This is a genomic window from Methanolobus sp. (assembly GCF_030682845.1).
Lineage (GTDB): Archaea > Halobacteriota > Methanosarcinia > Methanosarcinales > Methanosarcinaceae > Methanolobus.
In genome coordinates this window covers 1-16291 of record NZ_JAUXNK010000066.1, presented here as the reverse complement: position 1 = coordinate 16291, position 16291 = coordinate 1, and the positions used below count along the sequence as shown (strand labels likewise).

Annotated in this window: 34 protein-coding genes; 12 read left to right on the top strand and 22 right to left on the bottom strand. The window is 43.3% G+C overall.

Annotated features, from left to right (window positions below):
- From Q8J68_RS07855 to Q8J68_RS07835, 5 genes are read left to right on the top strand one after another with little or no spacing between them, the layout of a single operon-like run.
- Entirely contained in the window at positions 1–918 is a 918-nt protein-coding gene (locus Q8J68_RS07855) for a UbiA family prenyltransferase (protein WP_305310971.1), read from the top strand.
- Complete coding sequence (locus Q8J68_RS07850; RefSeq protein ID WP_305310970.1) at positions 909–1862, top strand: UbiA family prenyltransferase; 954 nt, start codon at positions 909–911, stop codon at positions 1860–1862. Before Q8J68_RS07855 ends, Q8J68_RS07850 begins: the two co-directional genes overlap by 10 nt.
- Positions 1863–1911: 49 nt before the next feature.
- Complete coding sequence (locus Q8J68_RS07845) at positions 1912–2271, top strand: hypothetical protein (protein ID WP_305310969.1); 360 nt, start codon at positions 1912–1914, stop codon at positions 2269–2271.
- A 2-nt stretch (positions 2272–2273) separates the two neighbouring features.
- On the top strand, positions 2274–2546 hold the full coding sequence (locus Q8J68_RS07840; RefSeq protein WP_305310968.1) for a hypothetical protein: 273 nt from the start codon (positions 2274–2276) through the stop codon (positions 2544–2546).
- An 8-nt stretch (positions 2547–2554) separates the two neighbouring features.
- On the top strand, positions 2555–3520 hold the full coding sequence (locus tag Q8J68_RS07835; protein ID WP_305310967.1) for a JAB domain-containing protein: 966 nt from the start codon (positions 2555–2557) through the stop codon (positions 3518–3520).
- Between the two features lie 40 nt (positions 3521–3560).
- Here the strand turns inward: Q8J68_RS07835 and Q8J68_RS07830 are convergent, their stop codons facing one another.
- Complete coding sequence (locus tag Q8J68_RS07830; protein WP_305310966.1) at positions 3561–3932, bottom strand: hypothetical protein; 372 nt, start codon at positions 3930–3932, stop codon at positions 3561–3563.
- Positions 3933–4016: 84 nt separating this feature from the next.
- Here Q8J68_RS07830 and Q8J68_RS07825 point away from each other — a divergent pair, with 84 nt between their 5' ends.
- From Q8J68_RS07825 to Q8J68_RS07800, 7 genes are all read left to right on the top strand, one after another.
- Complete coding sequence (locus Q8J68_RS07825) at positions 4017–4208, top strand: hypothetical protein (protein WP_305310965.1); 192 nt, start codon at positions 4017–4019, stop codon at positions 4206–4208.
- A gap of 197 nt (positions 4209–4405) precedes the next feature.
- A complete protein-coding gene (locus tag Q8J68_RS07820) occupies positions 4406–5869 on the top strand; it encodes a hypothetical protein (RefSeq protein ID WP_305310964.1) in 1464 nt (487 codons plus the stop codon).
- Between the two features lie 80 nt (positions 5870–5949).
- Entirely contained in the window at positions 5950–7167 is a 1218-nt protein-coding gene (locus Q8J68_RS07815) for a hypothetical protein (protein ID WP_305310963.1), read from the top strand.
- A 153-nt stretch (positions 7168–7320) separates the two neighbouring features.
- Positions 7321–7458, top strand: coding sequence for a DUF5371 family protein (locus tag Q8J68_RS14975; protein ID WP_370867618.1), 138 nt, complete (start codon positions 7321–7323; stop codon positions 7456–7458).
- Positions 7455–7703 carry a hypothetical protein gene (locus Q8J68_RS07810; RefSeq protein WP_305310962.1) on the top strand — a complete coding sequence of 83 codons (249 nt, stop codon included), beginning with the start codon at positions 7455–7457 and terminating at the stop codon, positions 7701–7703. Before Q8J68_RS14975 ends, Q8J68_RS07810 begins: the two co-directional genes overlap by 4 nt.
- Before the next feature lie 20 nt (positions 7704–7723).
- Positions 7724–8212 (top strand): hypothetical protein, encoded by a 489-nt coding sequence (locus Q8J68_RS07805; RefSeq protein ID WP_305310961.1) that lies wholly within the window; start codon positions 7724–7726, stop codon positions 8210–8212.
- A gap of 253 nt (positions 8213–8465) precedes the next feature.
- The gene (locus Q8J68_RS07800) at positions 8466–8756 is read left to right on the top strand and encodes a hypothetical protein (protein WP_305310960.1); all 291 of its coding nucleotides are present in this window, start codon (positions 8466–8468) and stop codon (positions 8754–8756) included.
- Positions 8757–8846: 90 nt separating this feature from the next.
- On the opposite strand, the gene Q8J68_RS07795 is transcribed toward Q8J68_RS07800, so the two are convergent.
- The 21 genes from Q8J68_RS07795 to Q8J68_RS07695 all read right to left on the bottom strand — a co-directional run.
- A complete protein-coding gene (locus Q8J68_RS07795) occupies positions 8847–9359 on the bottom strand; it encodes a hypothetical protein (RefSeq protein WP_305310959.1) in 513 nt (170 codons plus the stop codon).
- 5 nt (positions 9360–9364) lie between these two features.
- On the bottom strand, positions 9365–10612 hold the full coding sequence (locus Q8J68_RS07790; RefSeq protein WP_305310958.1) for an AAA family ATPase: 1248 nt from the start codon (positions 10610–10612) through the stop codon (positions 9365–9367).
- On the bottom strand, positions 10582–10758 hold the full coding sequence (locus Q8J68_RS07785) for a hypothetical protein (RefSeq protein ID WP_305310957.1): 177 nt from the start codon (positions 10756–10758) through the stop codon (positions 10582–10584). Before Q8J68_RS07785 ends, Q8J68_RS07790 begins: the two co-directional genes overlap by 31 nt.
- 4 nt (positions 10759–10762) lie before the next feature.
- Positions 10763–10996 (bottom strand): hypothetical protein, encoded by a 234-nt coding sequence (locus tag Q8J68_RS07780; RefSeq protein ID WP_305310956.1) that lies wholly within the window; start codon positions 10994–10996, stop codon positions 10763–10765.
- A gap of 2 nt (positions 10997–10998) precedes the next feature.
- On the bottom strand, positions 10999–11178 hold the full coding sequence (locus Q8J68_RS07775) for a hypothetical protein (protein ID WP_305310955.1): 180 nt from the start codon (positions 11176–11178) through the stop codon (positions 10999–11001).
- A gap of 1 nt (position 11179) precedes the next feature.
- Positions 11180–11347, bottom strand: coding sequence for a hypothetical protein (locus tag Q8J68_RS07770; protein WP_305310954.1), 168 nt, complete (start codon positions 11345–11347; stop codon positions 11180–11182).
- Complete coding sequence (locus tag Q8J68_RS07765) at positions 11344–11496, bottom strand: hypothetical protein (RefSeq protein ID WP_305310953.1); 153 nt, start codon at positions 11494–11496, stop codon at positions 11344–11346. The genes Q8J68_RS07770 and Q8J68_RS07765 overlap by 4 nt, the downstream gene beginning before the upstream one ends.
- 29 nt (positions 11497–11525) lie before the next feature.
- On the bottom strand, positions 11526–11810 hold the full coding sequence (locus Q8J68_RS07760; RefSeq protein WP_305310952.1) for a hypothetical protein: 285 nt from the start codon (positions 11808–11810) through the stop codon (positions 11526–11528).
- Between the two features lie 7 nt (positions 11811–11817).
- The gene (locus Q8J68_RS07755) at positions 11818–11967 is read right to left on the bottom strand and encodes a hypothetical protein (protein WP_305310951.1); all 150 of its coding nucleotides are present in this window, start codon (positions 11965–11967) and stop codon (positions 11818–11820) included.
- Positions 11968–12129: a hypothetical protein gene (locus Q8J68_RS07750; protein ID WP_305310950.1), complete on the bottom strand. Its 162-nt coding sequence runs from the start codon at positions 12127–12129 to the stop codon at positions 11968–11970.
- The gene (locus Q8J68_RS07745) at positions 12126–12299 is read right to left on the bottom strand and encodes a hypothetical protein (protein WP_305310949.1); all 174 of its coding nucleotides are present in this window, start codon (positions 12297–12299) and stop codon (positions 12126–12128) included. The genes Q8J68_RS07750 and Q8J68_RS07745 overlap by 4 nt, the downstream gene beginning before the upstream one ends.
- A 3-nt stretch (positions 12300–12302) precedes the next feature.
- Positions 12303–12749, bottom strand: coding sequence for a hypothetical protein (locus Q8J68_RS07740; RefSeq protein WP_305310948.1), 447 nt, complete (start codon positions 12747–12749; stop codon positions 12303–12305).
- A gap of 5 nt (positions 12750–12754) precedes the next feature.
- Positions 12755–12892 carry a hypothetical protein gene (locus tag Q8J68_RS07735; RefSeq protein ID WP_305310947.1) on the bottom strand — a complete coding sequence of 46 codons (138 nt, stop codon included), beginning with the start codon at positions 12890–12892 and terminating at the stop codon, positions 12755–12757.
- 1 nt (position 12893) lies between these two features.
- Entirely contained in the window at positions 12894–13025 is a 132-nt protein-coding gene (locus Q8J68_RS07730; protein WP_305310946.1) for a hypothetical protein, read from the bottom strand.
- Positions 13022–13708 (bottom strand): AAA family ATPase, encoded by a 687-nt coding sequence (locus Q8J68_RS07725; RefSeq protein WP_305310945.1) that lies wholly within the window; start codon positions 13706–13708, stop codon positions 13022–13024. The genes Q8J68_RS07730 and Q8J68_RS07725 overlap by 4 nt, the downstream gene beginning before the upstream one ends.
- Positions 13705–13914 carry a hypothetical protein gene (locus tag Q8J68_RS07720; protein WP_305310944.1) on the bottom strand — a complete coding sequence of 70 codons (210 nt, stop codon included), beginning with the start codon at positions 13912–13914 and terminating at the stop codon, positions 13705–13707. The genes Q8J68_RS07725 and Q8J68_RS07720 overlap by 4 nt, the downstream gene beginning before the upstream one ends.
- Before the next feature lies 1 nt (position 13915).
- Positions 13916–14230: a hypothetical protein gene (locus tag Q8J68_RS07715; protein ID WP_305310943.1), complete on the bottom strand. Its 315-nt coding sequence runs from the start codon at positions 14228–14230 to the stop codon at positions 13916–13918.
- Complete coding sequence (locus tag Q8J68_RS07710) at positions 14227–14649, bottom strand: DUF1249 domain-containing protein (protein WP_305310942.1); 423 nt, start codon at positions 14647–14649, stop codon at positions 14227–14229. Before Q8J68_RS07710 ends, Q8J68_RS07715 begins: the two co-directional genes overlap by 4 nt.
- 200 nt (positions 14650–14849) lie before the next feature.
- A complete protein-coding gene (locus tag Q8J68_RS07705) occupies positions 14850–15263 on the bottom strand; it encodes a hypothetical protein (protein ID WP_305310941.1) in 414 nt (137 codons plus the stop codon).
- 27 nt (positions 15264–15290) lie between these two features.
- Positions 15291–15461 (bottom strand): hypothetical protein, encoded by a 171-nt coding sequence (locus tag Q8J68_RS07700; RefSeq protein ID WP_305310940.1) that lies wholly within the window; start codon positions 15459–15461, stop codon positions 15291–15293.
- 379 nt (positions 15462–15840) lie between these two features.
- Positions 15841–16291: hypothetical protein (locus tag Q8J68_RS07695; RefSeq protein WP_305310939.1), on the bottom strand; the 451-nt coding region annotated here is incomplete at its 5' end.

Here is a 16291-nt window from a genome sequence, read left to right as displayed (position 1 = left end):
GTGGATAGACTTACGCCTGAAATAGAATACGGCGGAATCAAGAAAAAGTACCCTGTACTGCAAAAAATATTCGGGGATAAATTTACATCATGGGTGCTGCTTGTAAGACCGGCGACATTGCTTGCTCCTTTACTTGCGGGATTATTTGGCGTGCTGGCTGCCGTTAGTTTTGATGCGATAACAGCCGAGCATATCAAGACCGCCATATACGCAGGAATAACCCTTGCTGCAGCTCAAGCCACCGGACAGGTTATCAACCAAAGCGCAGACAGCGAGCTTGATAAATTAGCCAAGCCATATCGCGCAATCCCAAGGGGCGCGGTGAGCAAAGACGAAGCCATGGGGATAGCATGGCTCCTTGCGATATTTGCTATCGGGAGAGCATTCATTACAGGGATGGGGTTCGGGTTAATCGTACTTATACTGATCTTCTTCTCAGTCTTTTACTCCCTCTCACCATTCAGTCCCAGGAGAGTAAACCCATTTTTAAATATCGCGTGGGTATCAGTCTCAAGAGGGTTCTTACCCGTCATTGCAGTATTCAGCATTTATGGTGATATTAACCACGCGTGGGTATATGCAATCTTTGCATTCCTCTACTGCCTGGCATACCAGGGAAGCAAGGACATCCCGGACATAGATGCAGACCGCAACTTTAACATAAAGACAATACCAAATACCTATGGGGTAAAGGGATTCACCAAATACGCTGCAGCCGTTTCTATGTTAATGTATATATATGCATTTGCCTACGCGCCAGTTATGCTACTTCTGGTGCCGCTTACTATTCTATTCTTTGAGGGTCTGGAAAAAGAAAACACGAGATTTGAAAATAACAGGTCGTGGTTAGTATTTTACGCGGGGCTTGGGCTTATTTATATAATTATGTTCGTTAAGGAGTCGATGGCATGGCTCTGAAAGATTATTTACAGTTGGCAAGAGCGCACACAGCTCCTGCCACAATCATCACCATGCTCGTAGCGTATCATGTTGGTGGAGGGCGCGTATTCTCCTGCTTCGGGCTACTCATAGGAGTTTACGCGCTTTTAATTCACTGGCTATCTTATGGGCACAACAGTCTGATTGATTTTAAAACAGGCTACGATTCAAAAGACAAGAATAAACAACACTTTCCCCTCGTCTCGGGAAGAATAACAATCGCGCAGGCAGACAGGGTAATTCATTGGGGTTTACTCATATTCTCGATCTTTGGAGCCGCGATCTCATACTACTATGCAGCCAACCCGGTATTATCAATATCAGGACTGCTGCTGTTCTACTCCGCAGGGCATGCGTATAACGACGGGCTGGGCAAAACCTCAATACTAAAATCCATTCCACTGACGCTGTGCTACCTCGGTCTGTGGCTGTGGGTTTATTTCATGTCTGCAAGCACCTTCACTTATCTTGGTGGGCTGGTGATGGTTTACATGGGACTGACGATACTCTACCAAATCGCTTATGAGGGAGAGCTTAAGGATTTAGAGGCAGATGAGGCGAATTTACTGCGGTATCTTGGTGCGAAGGTTGAGAAAGGTTTCTTGTACCCAGGCAAAGCTGCACTCTTAAGTTCATTCAAGCTTGCCGGGATTGCTGTGCTGTTACTGATCAACATGAAATTCTATGTGTTTGCAGGAGCAATGGTAATGTTTTACCTGGTGTATTTGCTAACAGTTCAGCGTGTCTGGAATCACGGAAAAGAGCTAACAAGGGTTGCGGTGATGGAGATCATCACAATTTATATGCTGGTGATCGCAGTGATGCCGTGGAGAGAAGCCGTAACACTTATGACATTTGGGATAGTTTACTATATCTCCATGAACAAATTTATGTGGCGCACTCTTTTGCGCCCACAGGTGTAACATGCCGCTATTAAGACATAGAGGACAGAAAAAAGAAGGAGAACAGGGCGTGAGGCTGATAGACCAGCTTTTACCCGAGCGACTAAAGTTAGGGAGAGGTCGGTTTTTGGATTCCGTTCTTCCGAAAGGCGGGTTGCTCCCAGATACTAAGAAGGTCGAGGGTAAGAAGATGACGGTTGCGGATACCGCACCGGACTACCTGAAAGACAAAACCGAGCAGTATAGGTATCATCTCGAAGAAGCACTGCGTTTTTCACCCTGCGCTGGTTGTAAAAGCCTGACAATTGCGTCATTAGTCGGTCTTGAGATTTTTGACGTTATGCAGCGTGAGGGTAAAGATAGGAAAGACTTCACGGATGAAGAGATAGATAGGATAAGAAAAGGGGTCGAGGCGAAATACGGAGGTTGAAGATGGTATCAGAAGAATTGTTAATGGTTGAGCGGCTGGGCATCGGAGGGGCAGCATTCGTCCTTGTCTATCTGCTTCTTAGGAAAATGCAGGACAGGTTTTTCAGCTTTGCAGAGAACACGATAAAAGAGAACACGTCTGCACTGCGGGTGATGCACGAGGCTCTGATGCAGCACATGAAGCAAAAAGAACCAATAGTTGCAGATATGAAAGAATGCAGGCGGGACAGGGATGAAACACTCAGAAGGATCGAGGAAAAGCTGAAGCTGACGTAGGAGGGAATATGCCTAAGAAAAGACCGCCGCCGGAAATAATGGAAAAGGATATGGAGGAGCTGGAGAAAGTAACCACAGAGCTTAAGAAGAGAGAGATTAAATATCCTGAAGCCGGGGGTGGAGAGATGATTATTAAAGATAGCAAACAACCCACAATAACATACCCTGAAGCGGGCGGTGGAGAGATGTTAATTAAAAAAGTAGCTGAGATAGATACACATCGGGTTGAACTCAAAGAACTGCGCCCCGTGCCGAAAGTGAAGATAACATATCCAGCAGACGCAGTAAAATTCGTAAGAGAAATGGAAGATTACGACCGCGAGTATTTTAAGGTTGTGTGGCTCGACACAAAGAACAGGGTAATAGGTGTTGAGAATATATCACAGGGTTCGATCAATCAGGCGGTGATCCATCCAAGGGAATCCGCAAAGGGCGCAATTCTTGCGAATGCGGCTGGGGTCGTGCTTATTCACAACCATCCATCGGGGGTGCCAGAACCAAGTCGTGAAGACGATGCTGTTGTGGGCAAGCTAAAAGAAGTGTTTGATTTAGTTGGTATTAAGGTCGTTGATGCTCTTATTATTGCGAAGGAAGGTTATTATTCTTATACAGCGCAGGGAAGATTAGATAAACAATTATTAGGAGGTATTGAAAGAATCATGGAAAATGACGCATGCACACTCGCTATGAAGGCTGCGATGGAGACGATGGGTAAATACTGCGGTGAAAAAATTGGGGCAGACGACAGAGCATTGTGGAAACACTTAAAACAAGAGGTAAAAGCAGTGCATGCACTTGCTGTTCAGTCAAGCCCGAAAACAGAGAAAAGAGCGGAACATACTATAAAGCAAATTGACATTGGGAAAGAAAATGGGTTGATTTCTGATGAAGAGGCAGAGCTTTTAAAATATGCTGTTGAAAAAGCACTAAAGAAACAACCCTATCCTGAAATTATTACTGAATTGGGGGGTTGACTGCGCCAAGCTGGCTGAAGGGATGGTCAGAGGCTGATTCTCATTTCTTCAATATCTCCTTAGCAAGCTCAGGATTAATATCCTTGAGGCGTTCCTTTAGAAGCGGCACGCTGAAAACGAGCGCATCACGAAGGGTCAAATCAGTACCGAATAAAAGAAGCGCACAGTCCACCAGATCCTGTACAGTCTTGATAGGAGACTGACCCAGGCTTTTAGAAATCTCATCAACTCCTAAAAGCTGCTCTTTTGTCAGGATTATCCTATTCTTCAAATTACCCCCAGTGTCAAGGTAATTCAATATCATGGTATTGTATGCTTCCTGTTTTGTGACTTGGTTTTTAAAAGCAAACCTAACAACTTTATTATCAGCATCTCGCATAATGTACGCCCTTACGGTATTTTTATCCTTCATAGGTTAATCACAATATCCTATAAATCCCACAAAAGTATTTATAGGTTAGCCTATATAAGAATGCAACAGAAGGAGGTAATACTAATGGTAGCATCTAAAGAACAGGCTGGTGAAGCCTATAGAATAGGCATAACCACATTCGGTGTAGATAACTACAGGACATGCGGCGACAAGTCAGGCTCAGGGTTCCTTGCAGTGGCTCAGTGTCTGCACGATGCAAAAAAGCGTGCACTCACCGCTGAGAACATGGTAGCCAAGTACAAAGCCAAGGCTTAAACCATCAACTTCTCAATTTTTCCTTTTTTCCTTTTTTAGCAAACCTTTTTTTAACCGTAGGTATTAATGGTATTCATGCACAAAGACATTATAATAGCAAGGCTTGTGGATTTGATGCGGAAGGACGATTTATTATTTAAGACGGTAGTTAGTTATGTTGATGCTGCGTATAATGGATGCTTGACAGCGGAGGAATTATGGCAGAAAAAGGAAAAAAAGCAAAACTCCCAGTAGAGTTAGAGGAATTCCTGAAAGAAGTACAGGAGAATATAAGTCTCTACCCGGAGACGATTGTATACAATCATATAAAAGATTATGTGACCGACCTCTCCACGAAACAGGTAGCATGGCTTACGAGTACTATTCTTATTACTACTGAATTCAGACTGCGCATCTTTAAAAAGAGATGTGATGAAGGTGATAAGCTTGCATGTGAATTCCTTGACCTGATGATTAACGGCGATCCCTATTCAAAGAACATCACGGTTAAGAAGGGACTTATGGGGTTATGGCAGGTTGATGACGATGTTGAATCGGGTAAATTGCTTGTTGAGGTTGGAAGGATCACTCAGGAAGAGTTCGATAGAGTAATAAGAATAGGAAAAGAAGAGGAAACCATTAAGGGAAAGACGCGTAAGCAGTTAATCTGCGAACTTGCAGCAGAATCAAAGAAATATCCCACAGCAGATGCTTTTTCAATGGCAATGATCATGGGGCGTTTACAGTCAGTACCGCAGCCCAACACCGCAAACGTGTATAAGATTATAGAGGGTAAATACAGTTCAGGGGAGGAGTTCTGGGCAGCAGTGCAGAAAGGAGAAATCTGTGCAGGCGCAGAAGTGCCTGAGAAAAAAGAAGAGATACCTGCACCGCCAGAAGCAAAGAAAGAAAAAGAAACTCTCCCAATACCCCAAAAAGAAAAAGAAGCACCAAAACCCGAACCCATCAGAGCACCTGCAAAACCCGTCATACCCGTTCCCGAACCCGGCAGGAAACCCCATGAACTCGACCTCATGAAGCAGGAGATCGAGGAGAGTATAGCAAGGATGAAGGCAGAGAAGGCGCGCGGAGAGCTAAAGGCTGGGGAAGAGAATGGCGAAGATTATGTAGTGATATGGGAGGTTTACAGTTTCGATACTGGTGACGAATTATACAAGGGTCCAGATGAGGCTACTGCAAACAAGATTTACGATGAGCACAAAAAGAAAGGGGAAGCAGTCAGGAAAAAAAAGAGTGTGATTGAGCGGAGCCGGCACGAACTCAGGGAAGACCTCCCCAAAAAAGAGCGCATAAAACTGGCGAAGCAGATAGCAGCTACTTATCCCAAACACGAAGAAGAGGGAGAAACAGCGATCACTCTCGATAACATTGCCAGCCTGCCAAAGGAGAAACGCATTGAGTTAGCTAAAAAAATATGGGTCAGAGAGGACGCAGATATTCTAACCGAACCGAGAGACTACAGCCAGTGGACTTTCGGAGATTTTGAGGGGTTGCTGCCCGGGCTTGAGAGTGTAGAGGATCTTGAGGAATTATTTGAACAGGTGGGTGCATCGGAAGTCATATCAGAGGGTGATAAAGAAACCCTGAGAAATATGATTAAAGCGCGTATCGATGAAGCAAAACGCTTCTATACCGAGTGGGCAGCCAGAGAGGATAAGTAATGCCATGGAAAGAACTGTTTACCCAGGCGAGAGTAAGAACTGAAATAGTCCCGGTTATAAAAGACGATTATTATAAAATCATGTCGGAAGGGGTTAAACTATTCGTCAATGCCGACCCCAAACTAAAGGAGATCCTTCTACTCTACTTAAAACCATATGCCTTCAACGAATACAAAAGCGAGCAGTCATATAAATGGGCTTCAATAATACCAGCAACCTTCATCCAGTGGCTTTCAGAGAGGAGGAAACGGCAGGTCGCATTAAGCGATCTTGAAACGCCAAACTTAATGCCAGAGGATGCAGCCCTGTTCGTAGAGGATTATAGCTCAAGCATGTTCGTGCAAGCTCACGTCAGGGCGAATCTCATAAAATTCTTCAGTTTCCTGGTCAGCCCAGCAAGGCGGTACATAACCACACAGCCGCTTGGTGGCATGACCACAGACATGCCAGTTGCGGTACGAGCGATAGTGTACAGCAAAGATGCGCTGGATGAGTTCTATAACAGCATACTGTTCGGGGCTCCGATCTATTACTTACTGTTTTTCAAGACGCTGCTCCAGACCGGGTTAAGACCGAAACACGCGTATTATCTTACCTGCGGGTCTATCGAAGTTGATAAGCCCCAGAAAAAGGATGCTCTCGGCAGGGTATTTTATTCGATACCTATAAAAGAGCATATAGGAAGAGAAAAAAGGAAAGTCAGGGAAGAGATTGCAAAGAAATTCCCTCCGGAGTTCGTGTACATATCCGAATCCCTGAAAAATGAGATAATGAAATGGTGCCAGGACAACAAGCTGGGCAGCGATGGGTATGTATTCAAGGATTTCTTTGTCTTAGATGCAGCAGGCACGTTCATCGAACGGCGCAGGAAAAGCCCGACAATCAGAGCGAGGTTAAAGCATAAACCCGACCAGTACATGCTGTACGGGCTCAGGCATACATGGGCATCTGTCATGTTCGCGATAACCAAGAACGTAGGGGATCTGATAGACTACGGCGGCTGGCGGGGACAGGGCATACCTCTGACCGTGTACAGGCAGTCAATGCCCTCGGAAGATGCCTTGGAGATCGCAAAGAAATGGGAGATATATATTCCTCCAGACAGGAAGCTTGAAGTCGAGCACCTGCAGGGCATGATCGAGAGGGGCGAGGCGAGACCGACAGTACCACCCACAGGGTTAGGTCAGGAAGAAATTGACAAGCTATTCGCGCTCGTAAACGATCTCACACAGGAAGTAAACCGCCTGAAGAAAGCAGAAGAAGAGAGAGAAGCTGTTAAGAAGGCATTGAAAGGATAGGGGTGTTGTGGGAAGGGGGGTGGGAATTATGGTGTTAAAAAGTTAGTGGTCCCACAACACAATGTATAGGTTAAGCCTACATAGGATATATGTTTTTTGGTTGTGGGAAATCCTTAAATACATAATAGTTTATATGTAGATGATGGTGATGATTTGTCTAAGATAATATATTGCCAGACGGTTTTGTTTAATGAGCAGGTAGAGAGGCTTAAGAAACTTAGCGGTAAAGAATCTATCAAGGACGCATTGATAGATGCTGTTGAGTTTTTTATTAAGGAGAAGGGGAAATGAAAACTAAAGATAGAATAATAAGAATATTCACTGGATTAATATTAGGGTTTTTTATAACTGCGTTACTGGGGTTGTTTTTAACAGCAATTGTATATCTTATCTTAATAGTTGTTTTAATGTCATTCGAGGGATTAACCCCCACTGTATTATTAATTACAACAACCTTATTAAAGATAACAGGCACGATCTCGATTCTTGGTGCGATAGCTGGTGGAGCAATAGGAGCGAGTAATGACCTGCCCTAAAGATGCATTAATGGATGCTGTTGAGCGAAGGTGAAACCACAGTGAAAAAGATATATATCAAACCAAAATCAGGTTTTCCATACCAGGGCACGGACGTGCCATTTGAACAGAGCGTAGAGGACATCAAAGCGCTGCTTAGGAAGTTCAAATGTGATGAGATACTATCGCATGAAGCCGGGGATAAGATAACAATAGCCTTCAAGAAGGAGGGGGTGCCGTATATAATGGAATTCCCGGAGATTTATGAGGAGCGCAAAAACCAACCTACGAGACTGCGTATGGATATATCAGCAAGGATAATTCTCAACCAGGTTAAAGCCCTGCTGATAGACGTTGAGATAGGTGCATTAAGCTTCATGCAGGCGATGCTCAGGATGGTCGCACTGCAATCACCACAGGGTATAACAACTTTAGGTGAGGTCGTTGAAATGCAGAAGGATAACATCCTGCGCGGTCAGATAGAGTTTGATCCAACGAAGGTAAAGGCGCTCATGGAGGCGAAAGAATGACGAATTTTGAAATCATTCAGATAGTATTTAATTTTATTATAGGAGAAAGCTGTGCAAACCGGGCGGGCTTTGCTGGAACGAGCGCCCAGCAGGGCTGTCATAAGCCTGTACCTTCCCCGCCCAGGCACAAAAGCTGGAGGTAAAAGATGAAATGTGAAAAGTGTGGAAAAGAAATGGTCAGAAAGGAAAAAGGCGTTTTTATATGTTATGAATGTACATGCGGTTACGGTATATGCATCCCGAAGGTGATACGGTGAAAACCAAGAGCATCAAAATACCCATCGAACTCATAGAGTACCTGGAAAAACACAATGATGGCAGACCACCAGGCGAAGTGCTGCTGGACATCGTTAAGGACTATCAGCGTATCGAGAGGGCAGCCGCGATCATAGCTCCTGGGAAGCTCACAGGGACTAACGCTGCGGAGATATTTGCGGATTACCTGATCGAGTATAATAATAAGATAACAGGAATTGAAGCAAGCATAAAGGAGCTTGGTACCATGGTGCAGGGATTGAAGTTGTTTTTTGAGAAGGTGAAGTGATGAGACTTTGTGTTGTTTGCGATTCAGTCCATCTTGATAGCGAGTGGGAATGCCGATATTGTAAAGATGGTGGGGAATTAATAGAAATTTTTAGTGGTAAGCATGGTTTATTGCTTTTACCTCAACCACCCCATCTTTGCGTGCATATATTGTCCTGCATTTCTTCCAAGATTCAGTAAAATCTTGTTCTCTGTGAATCATCAGGCACGTTACAACTGTCACATCTCTGGGCAACTCCATCTTAAATGCGTCAGCACATATCGGTATCAGATTCACTGGAAGATCGTAGCCGATTATATGAAGAGCTGGAGCTATGATATTGGGGTTAATCTCAACCGCATACACTTTCTTTACCTTTTCAGCCATCATCAAATCAAACCTCAGATCTCCGGCGCCAACATCAAAAACCACATCATCAGGCGAGAGCTTCGACAGGCAGTCATCATAATTCATCTCCTCTGGCATGAAGAATATCTCCCACCCCTTCATACCATGCCTGTGCTGGAACGCAGTACAGGCTTCATGGTCGCTGTAATCAGCCCTTTTAAGCCGTCTTGTGAACGATCTGTCAAGCCTTCGGATGATTTCCTTTGTGTTATCCATAAATCTTAATTTAATCCTTTAGCAATTGTCTCAAGTGCAAGGTATTTTGAACCATTGAATTGTGAATCCACAAGCAATATAGCCCGCAGGAAGTCCTGAATCTGCAAAGGGCGATGGTTTATTTTGGCGATTACATAACTAACCTTCAAAAACGCCTCCTTTTCCCTAATATCAGGCTTCTTTTCAGACAAATCAATGTGCGCATTTTTTAACTTCTGTATTTTGTCAAGTATCTCCACAGTTATCTCAGGCTCATAAGGCTTGATCCATTCAAGATATGCCTGCAACCTCTCGCCCCTATAATCATCTCTACCTGTTAGCCACTGTTGGTAAAGGTCGTCCGTGATCTTCTTTTCTGTATCCTTATCTGGAATCTCATAAAAGTAAATCATATCAAAACGGTCAATTAGTGCATCAGGCAACTTTTTAATATCATTTCCTACTGCGATAGCCCTTATTTCAGCCTTTTTTCTCTCATGAATATCTCCTTTGTTCACATCAAACTCACCAGTTGACATAGCTTCAAAAAGTGTATCCAACACCGTCTTCGGGAACTTTTCTATTTCTTCAATAGTCAAAATACCACCATGAGCCATAACGAGGGCACCATCTGTTCCAGATCCTCGGGCATCCATTGTAAGCCCAACCTCAGTGGTAGCCTTAGGGGATATCCCAACAGCGCCAAAGTAGTGCTTGATATAGTTTATAAGCACCGATTTAGCTGTACCTGGAGGACCCCATATCAATGTATGGCAGCGTCGCATTATGCCACCTTTATCGGGAGGAGATGCCATGGATATCAAGCAGGCAGCCCGTTCCCTCTCCATACCAACTATCCTCGGGTTCAGTCTCTGCGCCCAATAACCAAGCAGGTCTTTCTCGGTCTGGATCAGTTGTTCAAACTCGGCTGCCAGCTCAGGATTAAGGAAAGTCTGCTTAACCTCTTTTTCTTTAAACCATTCTTGCTTTTCAGCCTCGTCTGGAATCTCATCCAACACCTGTCTCAACCCCTCCCTTTCCACTGCAAGCCTGAAATGCGTGGCGTTGTTGCTCTTATATCCATACTTTATAATGCCTTCCTGCATGAGCACGTTCACATGTGCTCCTGACCACTTGACATCTTTGAACTGCCAGCCAAAATTATCATTCTCATAGACTTTATCCACTTCAATAATCTCAAGCAGGAGAGCTTTGTACTTTGAATCTCTTGCGCACAATCCCCTCACTTTTTCTGCAAGTTCCGCTTCTGGCATTCTTCTCTAACCTCTTGTATTATCTCATCTATCAGCAGCGCTATAAACGTTTCAATCGGTTTAGTCTCATATTTCCCGCAATATCCAAACTGCATAAATATGTCATGCAGTCTTTCAGGATAGCTTATCTTTTTCTTAGTTTCCATCATCTCACCTGATTATCCCTCTCTCGTACCATTCATCTTCAATTTTCTTAAGCTGTTCATAAGTCATCCCGCCGCATGTGCCGCATGTATGCTCGCAGGTCTGGTAAACCCGCACCCTCTCTGCCTCTTTCTCAGTAACCTCACAGAGAATGTCGTAATCTATCCTGCCTGCGACATACATACTCAAGCGAACCATTATCGTTGCAAGGATTTTATGCAGCCAGTGTTTAACCTGCATTCTTAAGCCTCCATGGTTCTTTCCCAATCATCAGGGATTACCTCAAGCGTGCCCTTGCACACTTCATGCCGATTTTTACCTCCAAGGATTACTATGATAACACCATGCTCTTTTGGAGGCTCGCCCCTGCCCATCATATCCTCAATCACCTGACCACAGGCTTTACAGCGCCAGCGTTTCATGTTAAACCACCCTGACAAAATCTGTTGCGTTTTTAATAGCTGCCCTCGCCCTCTTGATATTCTCAACATGCTCCGGGTTCAGGTACTCTTTAACCTCAAGTATCTCACCGAGATCATCCCTTGCCTGCTTTAACTGATCCAGTATGGAATCTTTTGTACACACTTTCATTTTATTCCCCTTATCCCTTCAGCTACTTCTTTTTTCGATACATTATACGAAGATAGTAAGATCGCAGAAACCACTTCTGCGACTTCGCTATCGAGTACGATTGCCTGCTTCCATCTTTCAATCTTCTGCTCTATTGTCTCGTTTCTCATTTCAATTCATCTCTTTTCTATTGCCATATTTACCTCTCCTTGCACCATACGAACTGATTGCACTGCTTACATGCATATATGATTAATCCTGTCTCGGTTGCCGTTATCTCTATCCCAGGTGCGTTTTTCTGCTTGCACTGAGGGCAGAAGGACTCCCTATCTGTTGTAACGACAGTCCTTATCCTCTCCAGTTTTCCAGACATGGGGTTTTTTACAACGTCAGGCTTGCCGATAGCCAGCATACCATCTCCCAGGTCTGTAACCATTGCGCTATCGCCTACATGCTTAGATTTTCCCATTTGTATCTCGCTCATATTATTTTCACCTCACCTCAACATGGGAAAATTGATACCACTCAACGCCCTGCACTCCGCATAATTGGCATTTTACAGGTATCCCAAGAAAGTCATCATCAATTTCCCTGGCATCCTCAAAGCAGTCATAGTTCCATTTCCATTCATGTTTACACATCTAACTCAACTCCGCCCCCTCTATGACGTAGATATTTTCAGGCTGCATGGTCTCGCAGTGTTCCTTTTCCTTCTTAGCTTCGTCAAGGGTCATTAGCTTCTGATTTTCAGGCTCAACCCTTACGAAGCCCACAAGTTTGTAAATCCGCTTCTTATAGCTCATTCGCTCACCCCTTCGATTGAGATTACCCTTGCCTCTACCTTCTTTCTGCGTTCAAGCTTATCCGCCTCTTTATCTGCGTTCTGTATGCCTTCAATTAGATGCAGCGTCCCATCTTCATTCAGTAGCGGTTTTACCGTGCTGTCATCTTCCCAGAATATTATAGTGTACATTTCTCAAACCTCCTTATGAATTGGGTTACAGAAAGGACATTTTACTAAACATTCAGTAGCTATCTCATTGACTGATGCCTTTTCTTTCAGGATAGACATTACGTAATCATCAGGTAACTCCTCAAACAAGTCTTTACTACGCTCTATAAACCCGATGTACCTCCTTGCCATCTCCGAGCAAAGGTAATCTCCAAGTGTTATTTTTACTTGAAAAGTACCTACAGCAAAGACAGGAAGGCATCTATTCCAGTCCTCAATAGTTTTTATATACCTCAGATGTATTTGGTTTGGATCATTATGTATCGCTACTATGTCCAACTTTGTATCGTCATTGGTTCTGAAATGTAAGGTATCTTCATAACCCTTATTTTCATCGTTCCATATTCGATTTACGGTTTTTATGTGCCGCTCACTCTCATTCTTTAACCTCAAAGTAAGGTATGTTCCCATTCTTATCACTCCTGTATTATTTCTCCTTCCGTGTATCCTTCTTTTATCATTTCTGCGATGTGTTGTTTATCGCTATCATTAAGCTCTATTTCATCATTGCTTTCAGTGTTCGTTATAACGAGTTTCCACCAACCGTTAGGCATTTTATCTCACCTCCATAAAATTGTATAAACCTGTCTTGCGTTCCTCTGGAAAGGGCTTAGGCTTCTTTCTCTTTTCTGGATTCCCAAACGTAGCCTGCCCCTTCTTATTCCCCTCAAGGTTCTGCTGTATCATGCCATTATCGCCCCTGCTGGCTGCTTCATGTACTGCTGTACTATCCTGTCAATCTCTATGCTGCGGTTATTACATGCGCTGGCTTTTTGCAGTTCATTAACTGCGCTCCTCATATCCCCCTTGACCTTCCTTGCTATCCCCTGTAATGTGTTATCGTCAATGACCAGTTTTTCCTTTACTGCTATCCGCTTCAATCCCTCGATAATATCCGATTCAGGTAATGGTTTAAACTCGAATACGGCGCATCTTGATTTTATAGGGGTTATTATCGCCTCTGGGTTATTGCATGTGAAGATAAATAACGTGCTCCTGGTCTTTTCCATTGGTCTCTTAAGGATATTCTGGGCGTCTGGTGTTAATCCGTCTGCCTCATCGAATAAGATAACCTTCATTTTTGCGAATAATGGCATGTGCTTGATGGCTCTGATAACAATCTTCCGCATATCCTCAATCTTGCGCTCATCACTTGCGTTAAGCTCTATGAAATTGCCGTTATGGTTATCCCCTAACAGCTTATTAGCTATTATCCCTGCTATCGTGGTCTTGCATGTTCCTGGTTCACCGTAAAATAAAAGATGGGGAATATCTCCGCTTAAGATAAATCCCTCAATTTGTGTTAGGGCTTCCCTATGTCCTGAGATTTCAGTAAAGGTCTTGGGTCGGTATTTTTCGTTCCAGTTCATGACCTCTTTTCCCTCTTTTCACTAACATAAACGGTTATTCCCTCATCGATTCGGTATAAATTAATAACTGGTTTGCCCTCACAAAATCTAAGGAACATGAGTAAGCCAAAATATTCGCCGTCTGAATTAAAGAAACTTATTTCTTTAATCCTCTTATCCCGTTCTTGTTTTGAAGGATTATCTGTTATGGTTATCTTTGCCTGCATACTATCCCTCCCAACATCTTGAACTAAGAAACTCTCCATCATACTCACATACAAGCTTCTTTTTTACCACTAACTGAAGATACACATTACCGTTACATTCAGTACATTTAGCATGGATATTCTCATAATCCATCAGCCGAAGCTCATAACGGTAAACTATGTCTTCTGGTAATAGCTTTTTAACAACTATTATGCTGAATGGCAGCCCCTTCTTTATAGGTAATGCATTATGAGATATTCCTATTTCCTGTAGGAAGTCCTCTTTATTTATGAAGTCTAACGGTCTGTTAAAACTCCCGTATCGTATTACAGTCATGGTATCACCTTAAACCCCTGCTTTATGAGATTCCTTAACCACATCTCAAGGAATGCGTTAAGCTCTTTTTTGGCTTTAGGATTGATATGGTTGGCGTCTGGATAGACTTCTCGATAAATCCCCATGTTATCCTGTTGGAATGTCAAAGCTTCAATAGAACGCATTTTAGGGATTATCCTTATCTGCATGTCTGGGTCTGCCATAATGTCGCCGTTCTGCTCGTAGTTGTGCGCCATTGCTATAATGTAGCCCTGCTCATCTTTTCCCAGATAGTCTAAATTCAAGTCCATGTATGCGCCTGATTTTAGCTTTAAGGATTCCTTAAATTGAAGTTCGCCCTTATCGTTTATGATACCCAGCTTAACCAATCTGGTAAAATTACGCTCATATACGTTTATTAATAGTGGTGGTTCGGTCATGTTATCGCCCCTGTGGTATACCAGTTTTCTTCTTTGGTATCTTTGGATTAGCCCAAATATCTTTGGGACTTAGGGATAGGTTTGGGTTTTTTTCTATATTGAATAAGTCCTTTGAGTGTACTATAAACGCTGTCGGTCTTAGCTCGCATGTATCGTTATCCTCACAATCCTCACAATTTATGGCGCACATGATTTATAATTCACCCCTTAGAAAAAGTAGGGAAGGCAAAGCCATCTATCTTAAGGCTTTCAGCTATTGGTTTTATCTTTAAAAGGTATGCGTGTAATCCTTCCACTGCGTTAAGGTCTTTGTTCTGCGGTACTTCGATAAATAGGGTTTTCTGTGCTATGTGTTCACTGAAGGGTAATATCGGTTTACCGTGCTTCTTGTTTATCTTTCTGCATATATCACACTTTGCGCCGTGTTTCTCAGCGTCAATTATTGCAGCCTCTCCAAGTATCCCGTGGTAATGGTCGCTTGCATGTGATATGTGTTTAGGCGTGATACAATAAGGGTGTGGTATGCTGATTTCTCTTATCTCCTTAACCCTTATGTGCGGTACTTCAGGCTTTGGTATCTGGTTTAACTCATCACTAAAATCTTTTTCTGTCATTACAATCACCCCTTAAAAAGATAAGGCTCACTTTTTCCTTATCACGTTAAACGATACGTCTATCCCTGTGTTATCGTCATGCTTAAAGCCATTTGATGAGGCTAACAGATAGGACTTTCCGCTTTTGCTTAGTTCTTTACTCTCAAGGTTTAGCTCGATTATGAGCAGTTTACCTTTAATCTCAAAGTTGCTTGACATAGTTGTTTTCCTCCAGATAGGATAGTTTTAGTCTATCCTTACCCTTTCTTTATCCTATATCATATTAAAGCTTGCGGTCACTAAAACCATGTTAAACACATCATTTTTGTTTTGTTTATCATCATGAAAAGATCGTTTTTGATGTATTTAACAAAAAAATTTTTTTAAAAAAAATCTCCATAAAACCAAAATGATTTAGGAAGTCTCCATAAAACCAAACAATACCATCAGTCTTATCTCCACCCCAGGGAACATGCGTCATATCACATCCTTGAACTTTTAGCGTCACGGCAATCCGCTCCTTCTAATCGTAACCCTATAGGTCGGGGACTTACTAATTCATACCAGGAGCAACATCGTTCGCCTGCGCACCGCTCCCTCACGTTCCCTCTCTTAGAACCCCTATTAATTTCAAGAATCCGTTTGATTGCATATTTCCTGATGTCTGATATATCGTTACATAGGGAGATGTTGTGTGAGCGATTGCCAGAAATTCACCATTCGGAGACCATGCTGCTTCACGCCCATCGCCTGTCGGAAGTGTCGCTGGATCTGCGAGTTTCGTGAATGTAGTCCTTGCCCGTTGATATATCGTTACATAGGGAGATGTTATGCAAACGATTGCCAGAAATTCACCATTCGGAGACCATGCTGCTCCAAACCCGATGCCTGTCGGAAGTGTCGCTGGATCTGCGAGTTTCGTGAATGTAGTCCCTACCCGTTGATATATCGTTACATAGGGAGAAGATGAGTGAACGATTGCCAGAAATTCACCTTTCGGCGTCCATGCTGCTCCACGCCCGACGCCTGTCGGAAGTGTCGCTGGATCT

Bases quoted from the DNA above. Each gene is read 5' to 3' on its own strand.
- Q8J68_RS07795 (WP_305310959.1), bottom strand. From the start codon at position 9,359: ATGGATAACACAAAGGAAATCATCCGAAGGCTTGACAGATCGTTCACA.
- Q8J68_RS07840 (WP_305310968.1), top strand. From the start codon at position 2,274: ATGGTATCAGAAGAATTGTTAATGGTTGAGCGGCTGGGCATCGGAGGG.
- Q8J68_RS07745 (WP_305310949.1), bottom strand. From the start codon at position 12,299: ATGTACACTATAATATTCTGGGAAGATGACAGCACGGTAAAACCGCTA.
- Q8J68_RS07730 (WP_305310946.1), bottom strand. From the start codon at position 13,025: ATGATACAGCAGAACCTTGAGGGGAATAAGAAGGGGCAGGCTACGTTT.
- Q8J68_RS07775 (WP_305310955.1), bottom strand. From the start codon at position 11,178: ATGAAACGCTGGCGCTGTAAAGCCTGTGGTCAGGTGATTGAGGATATG.
- Q8J68_RS07720 (WP_305310944.1), bottom strand. From the start codon at position 13,914: ATGCAGGCAAAGATAACCATAACAGATAATCCTTCAAAACAAGAACGG.
- Q8J68_RS07825 (WP_305310965.1), top strand. From the start codon at position 4,017: ATGGTAGCATCTAAAGAACAGGCTGGTGAAGCCTATAGAATAGGCATA.
- Q8J68_RS07740 (WP_305310948.1), bottom strand. From the start codon at position 12,749: ATGGGAACATACCTTACTTTGAGGTTAAAGAATGAGAGTGAGCGGCAC.
- Q8J68_RS07770 (WP_305310954.1), bottom strand. From the start codon at position 11,347: ATGAAAGTGTGTACAAAAGATTCCATACTGGATCAGTTAAAGCAGGCA.
- Q8J68_RS07735 (WP_305310947.1), bottom strand. From the start codon at position 12,892: ATGCCTAACGGTTGGTGGAAACTCGTTATAACGAACACTGAAAGCAAT.
- Q8J68_RS07830 (WP_305310966.1), bottom strand. From the start codon at position 3,932: ATGAAGGATAAAAATACCGTAAGGGCGTACATTATGCGAGATGCTGAT.
- Q8J68_RS07835 (WP_305310967.1), top strand. From the start codon at position 2,555: ATGCCTAAGAAAAGACCGCCGCCGGAAATAATGGAAAAGGATATGGAG.
- Q8J68_RS07750 (WP_305310950.1), bottom strand. From the start codon at position 12,129: ATGAGCTATAAGAAGCGGATTTACAAACTTGTGGGCTTCGTAAGGGTT.
- Q8J68_RS07755 (WP_305310951.1), bottom strand. From the start codon at position 11,967: ATGTGTAAACATGAATGGAAATGGAACTATGACTGCTTTGAGGATGCC.
- Q8J68_RS07850 (WP_305310970.1), top strand. From the start codon at position 909: ATGGCTCTGAAAGATTATTTACAGTTGGCAAGAGCGCACACAGCTCCT.
- Q8J68_RS07790 (WP_305310958.1), bottom strand. From the start codon at position 10,612: ATGCCAGAAGCGGAACTTGCAGAAAAAGTGAGGGGATTGTGCGCAAGA.
- Q8J68_RS07815 (WP_305310963.1), top strand. From the start codon at position 5,950: ATGTCGGAAGGGGTTAAACTATTCGTCAATGCCGACCCCAAACTAAAG.
- Q8J68_RS07780 (WP_305310956.1), bottom strand. From the start codon at position 10,996: ATGCAGGTTAAACACTGGCTGCATAAAATCCTTGCAACGATAATGGTT.
- Q8J68_RS07725 (WP_305310945.1), bottom strand. From the start codon at position 13,708: ATGAACTGGAACGAAAAATACCGACCCAAGACCTTTACTGAAATCTCA.
- Q8J68_RS07760 (WP_305310952.1), bottom strand. From the start codon at position 11,810: ATGAGCGAGATACAAATGGGAAAATCTAAGCATGTAGGCGATAGCGCA.
- Q8J68_RS07705 (WP_305310941.1), bottom strand. From the start codon at position 15,263: ATGACAGAAAAAGATTTTAGTGATGAGTTAAACCAGATACCAAAGCCT.
- Q8J68_RS07715 (WP_305310943.1), bottom strand. From the start codon at position 14,230: ATGACTGTAATACGATACGGGAGTTTTAACAGACCGTTAGACTTCATA.
- Q8J68_RS07700 (WP_305310940.1), bottom strand. From the start codon at position 15,461: ATGTCAAGCAACTTTGAGATTAAAGGTAAACTGCTCATAATCGAGCTA.
- Q8J68_RS07820 (WP_305310964.1), top strand. From the start codon at position 4,406: ATGGCAGAAAAAGGAAAAAAAGCAAAACTCCCAGTAGAGTTAGAGGAA.
- Q8J68_RS07710 (WP_305310942.1), bottom strand. From the start codon at position 14,649: ATGACCGAACCACCACTATTAATAAACGTATATGAGCGTAATTTTACC.
- Q8J68_RS07765 (WP_305310953.1), bottom strand. From the start codon at position 11,496: ATGAGAAACGAGACAATAGAGCAGAAGATTGAAAGATGGAAGCAGGCA.
- Q8J68_RS07810 (WP_305310962.1), top strand. From the start codon at position 7,455: ATGAAAACTAAAGATAGAATAATAAGAATATTCACTGGATTAATATTA.
- Q8J68_RS07785 (WP_305310957.1), bottom strand. From the start codon at position 10,758: ATGGAAACTAAGAAAAAGATAAGCTATCCTGAAAGACTGCATGACATA.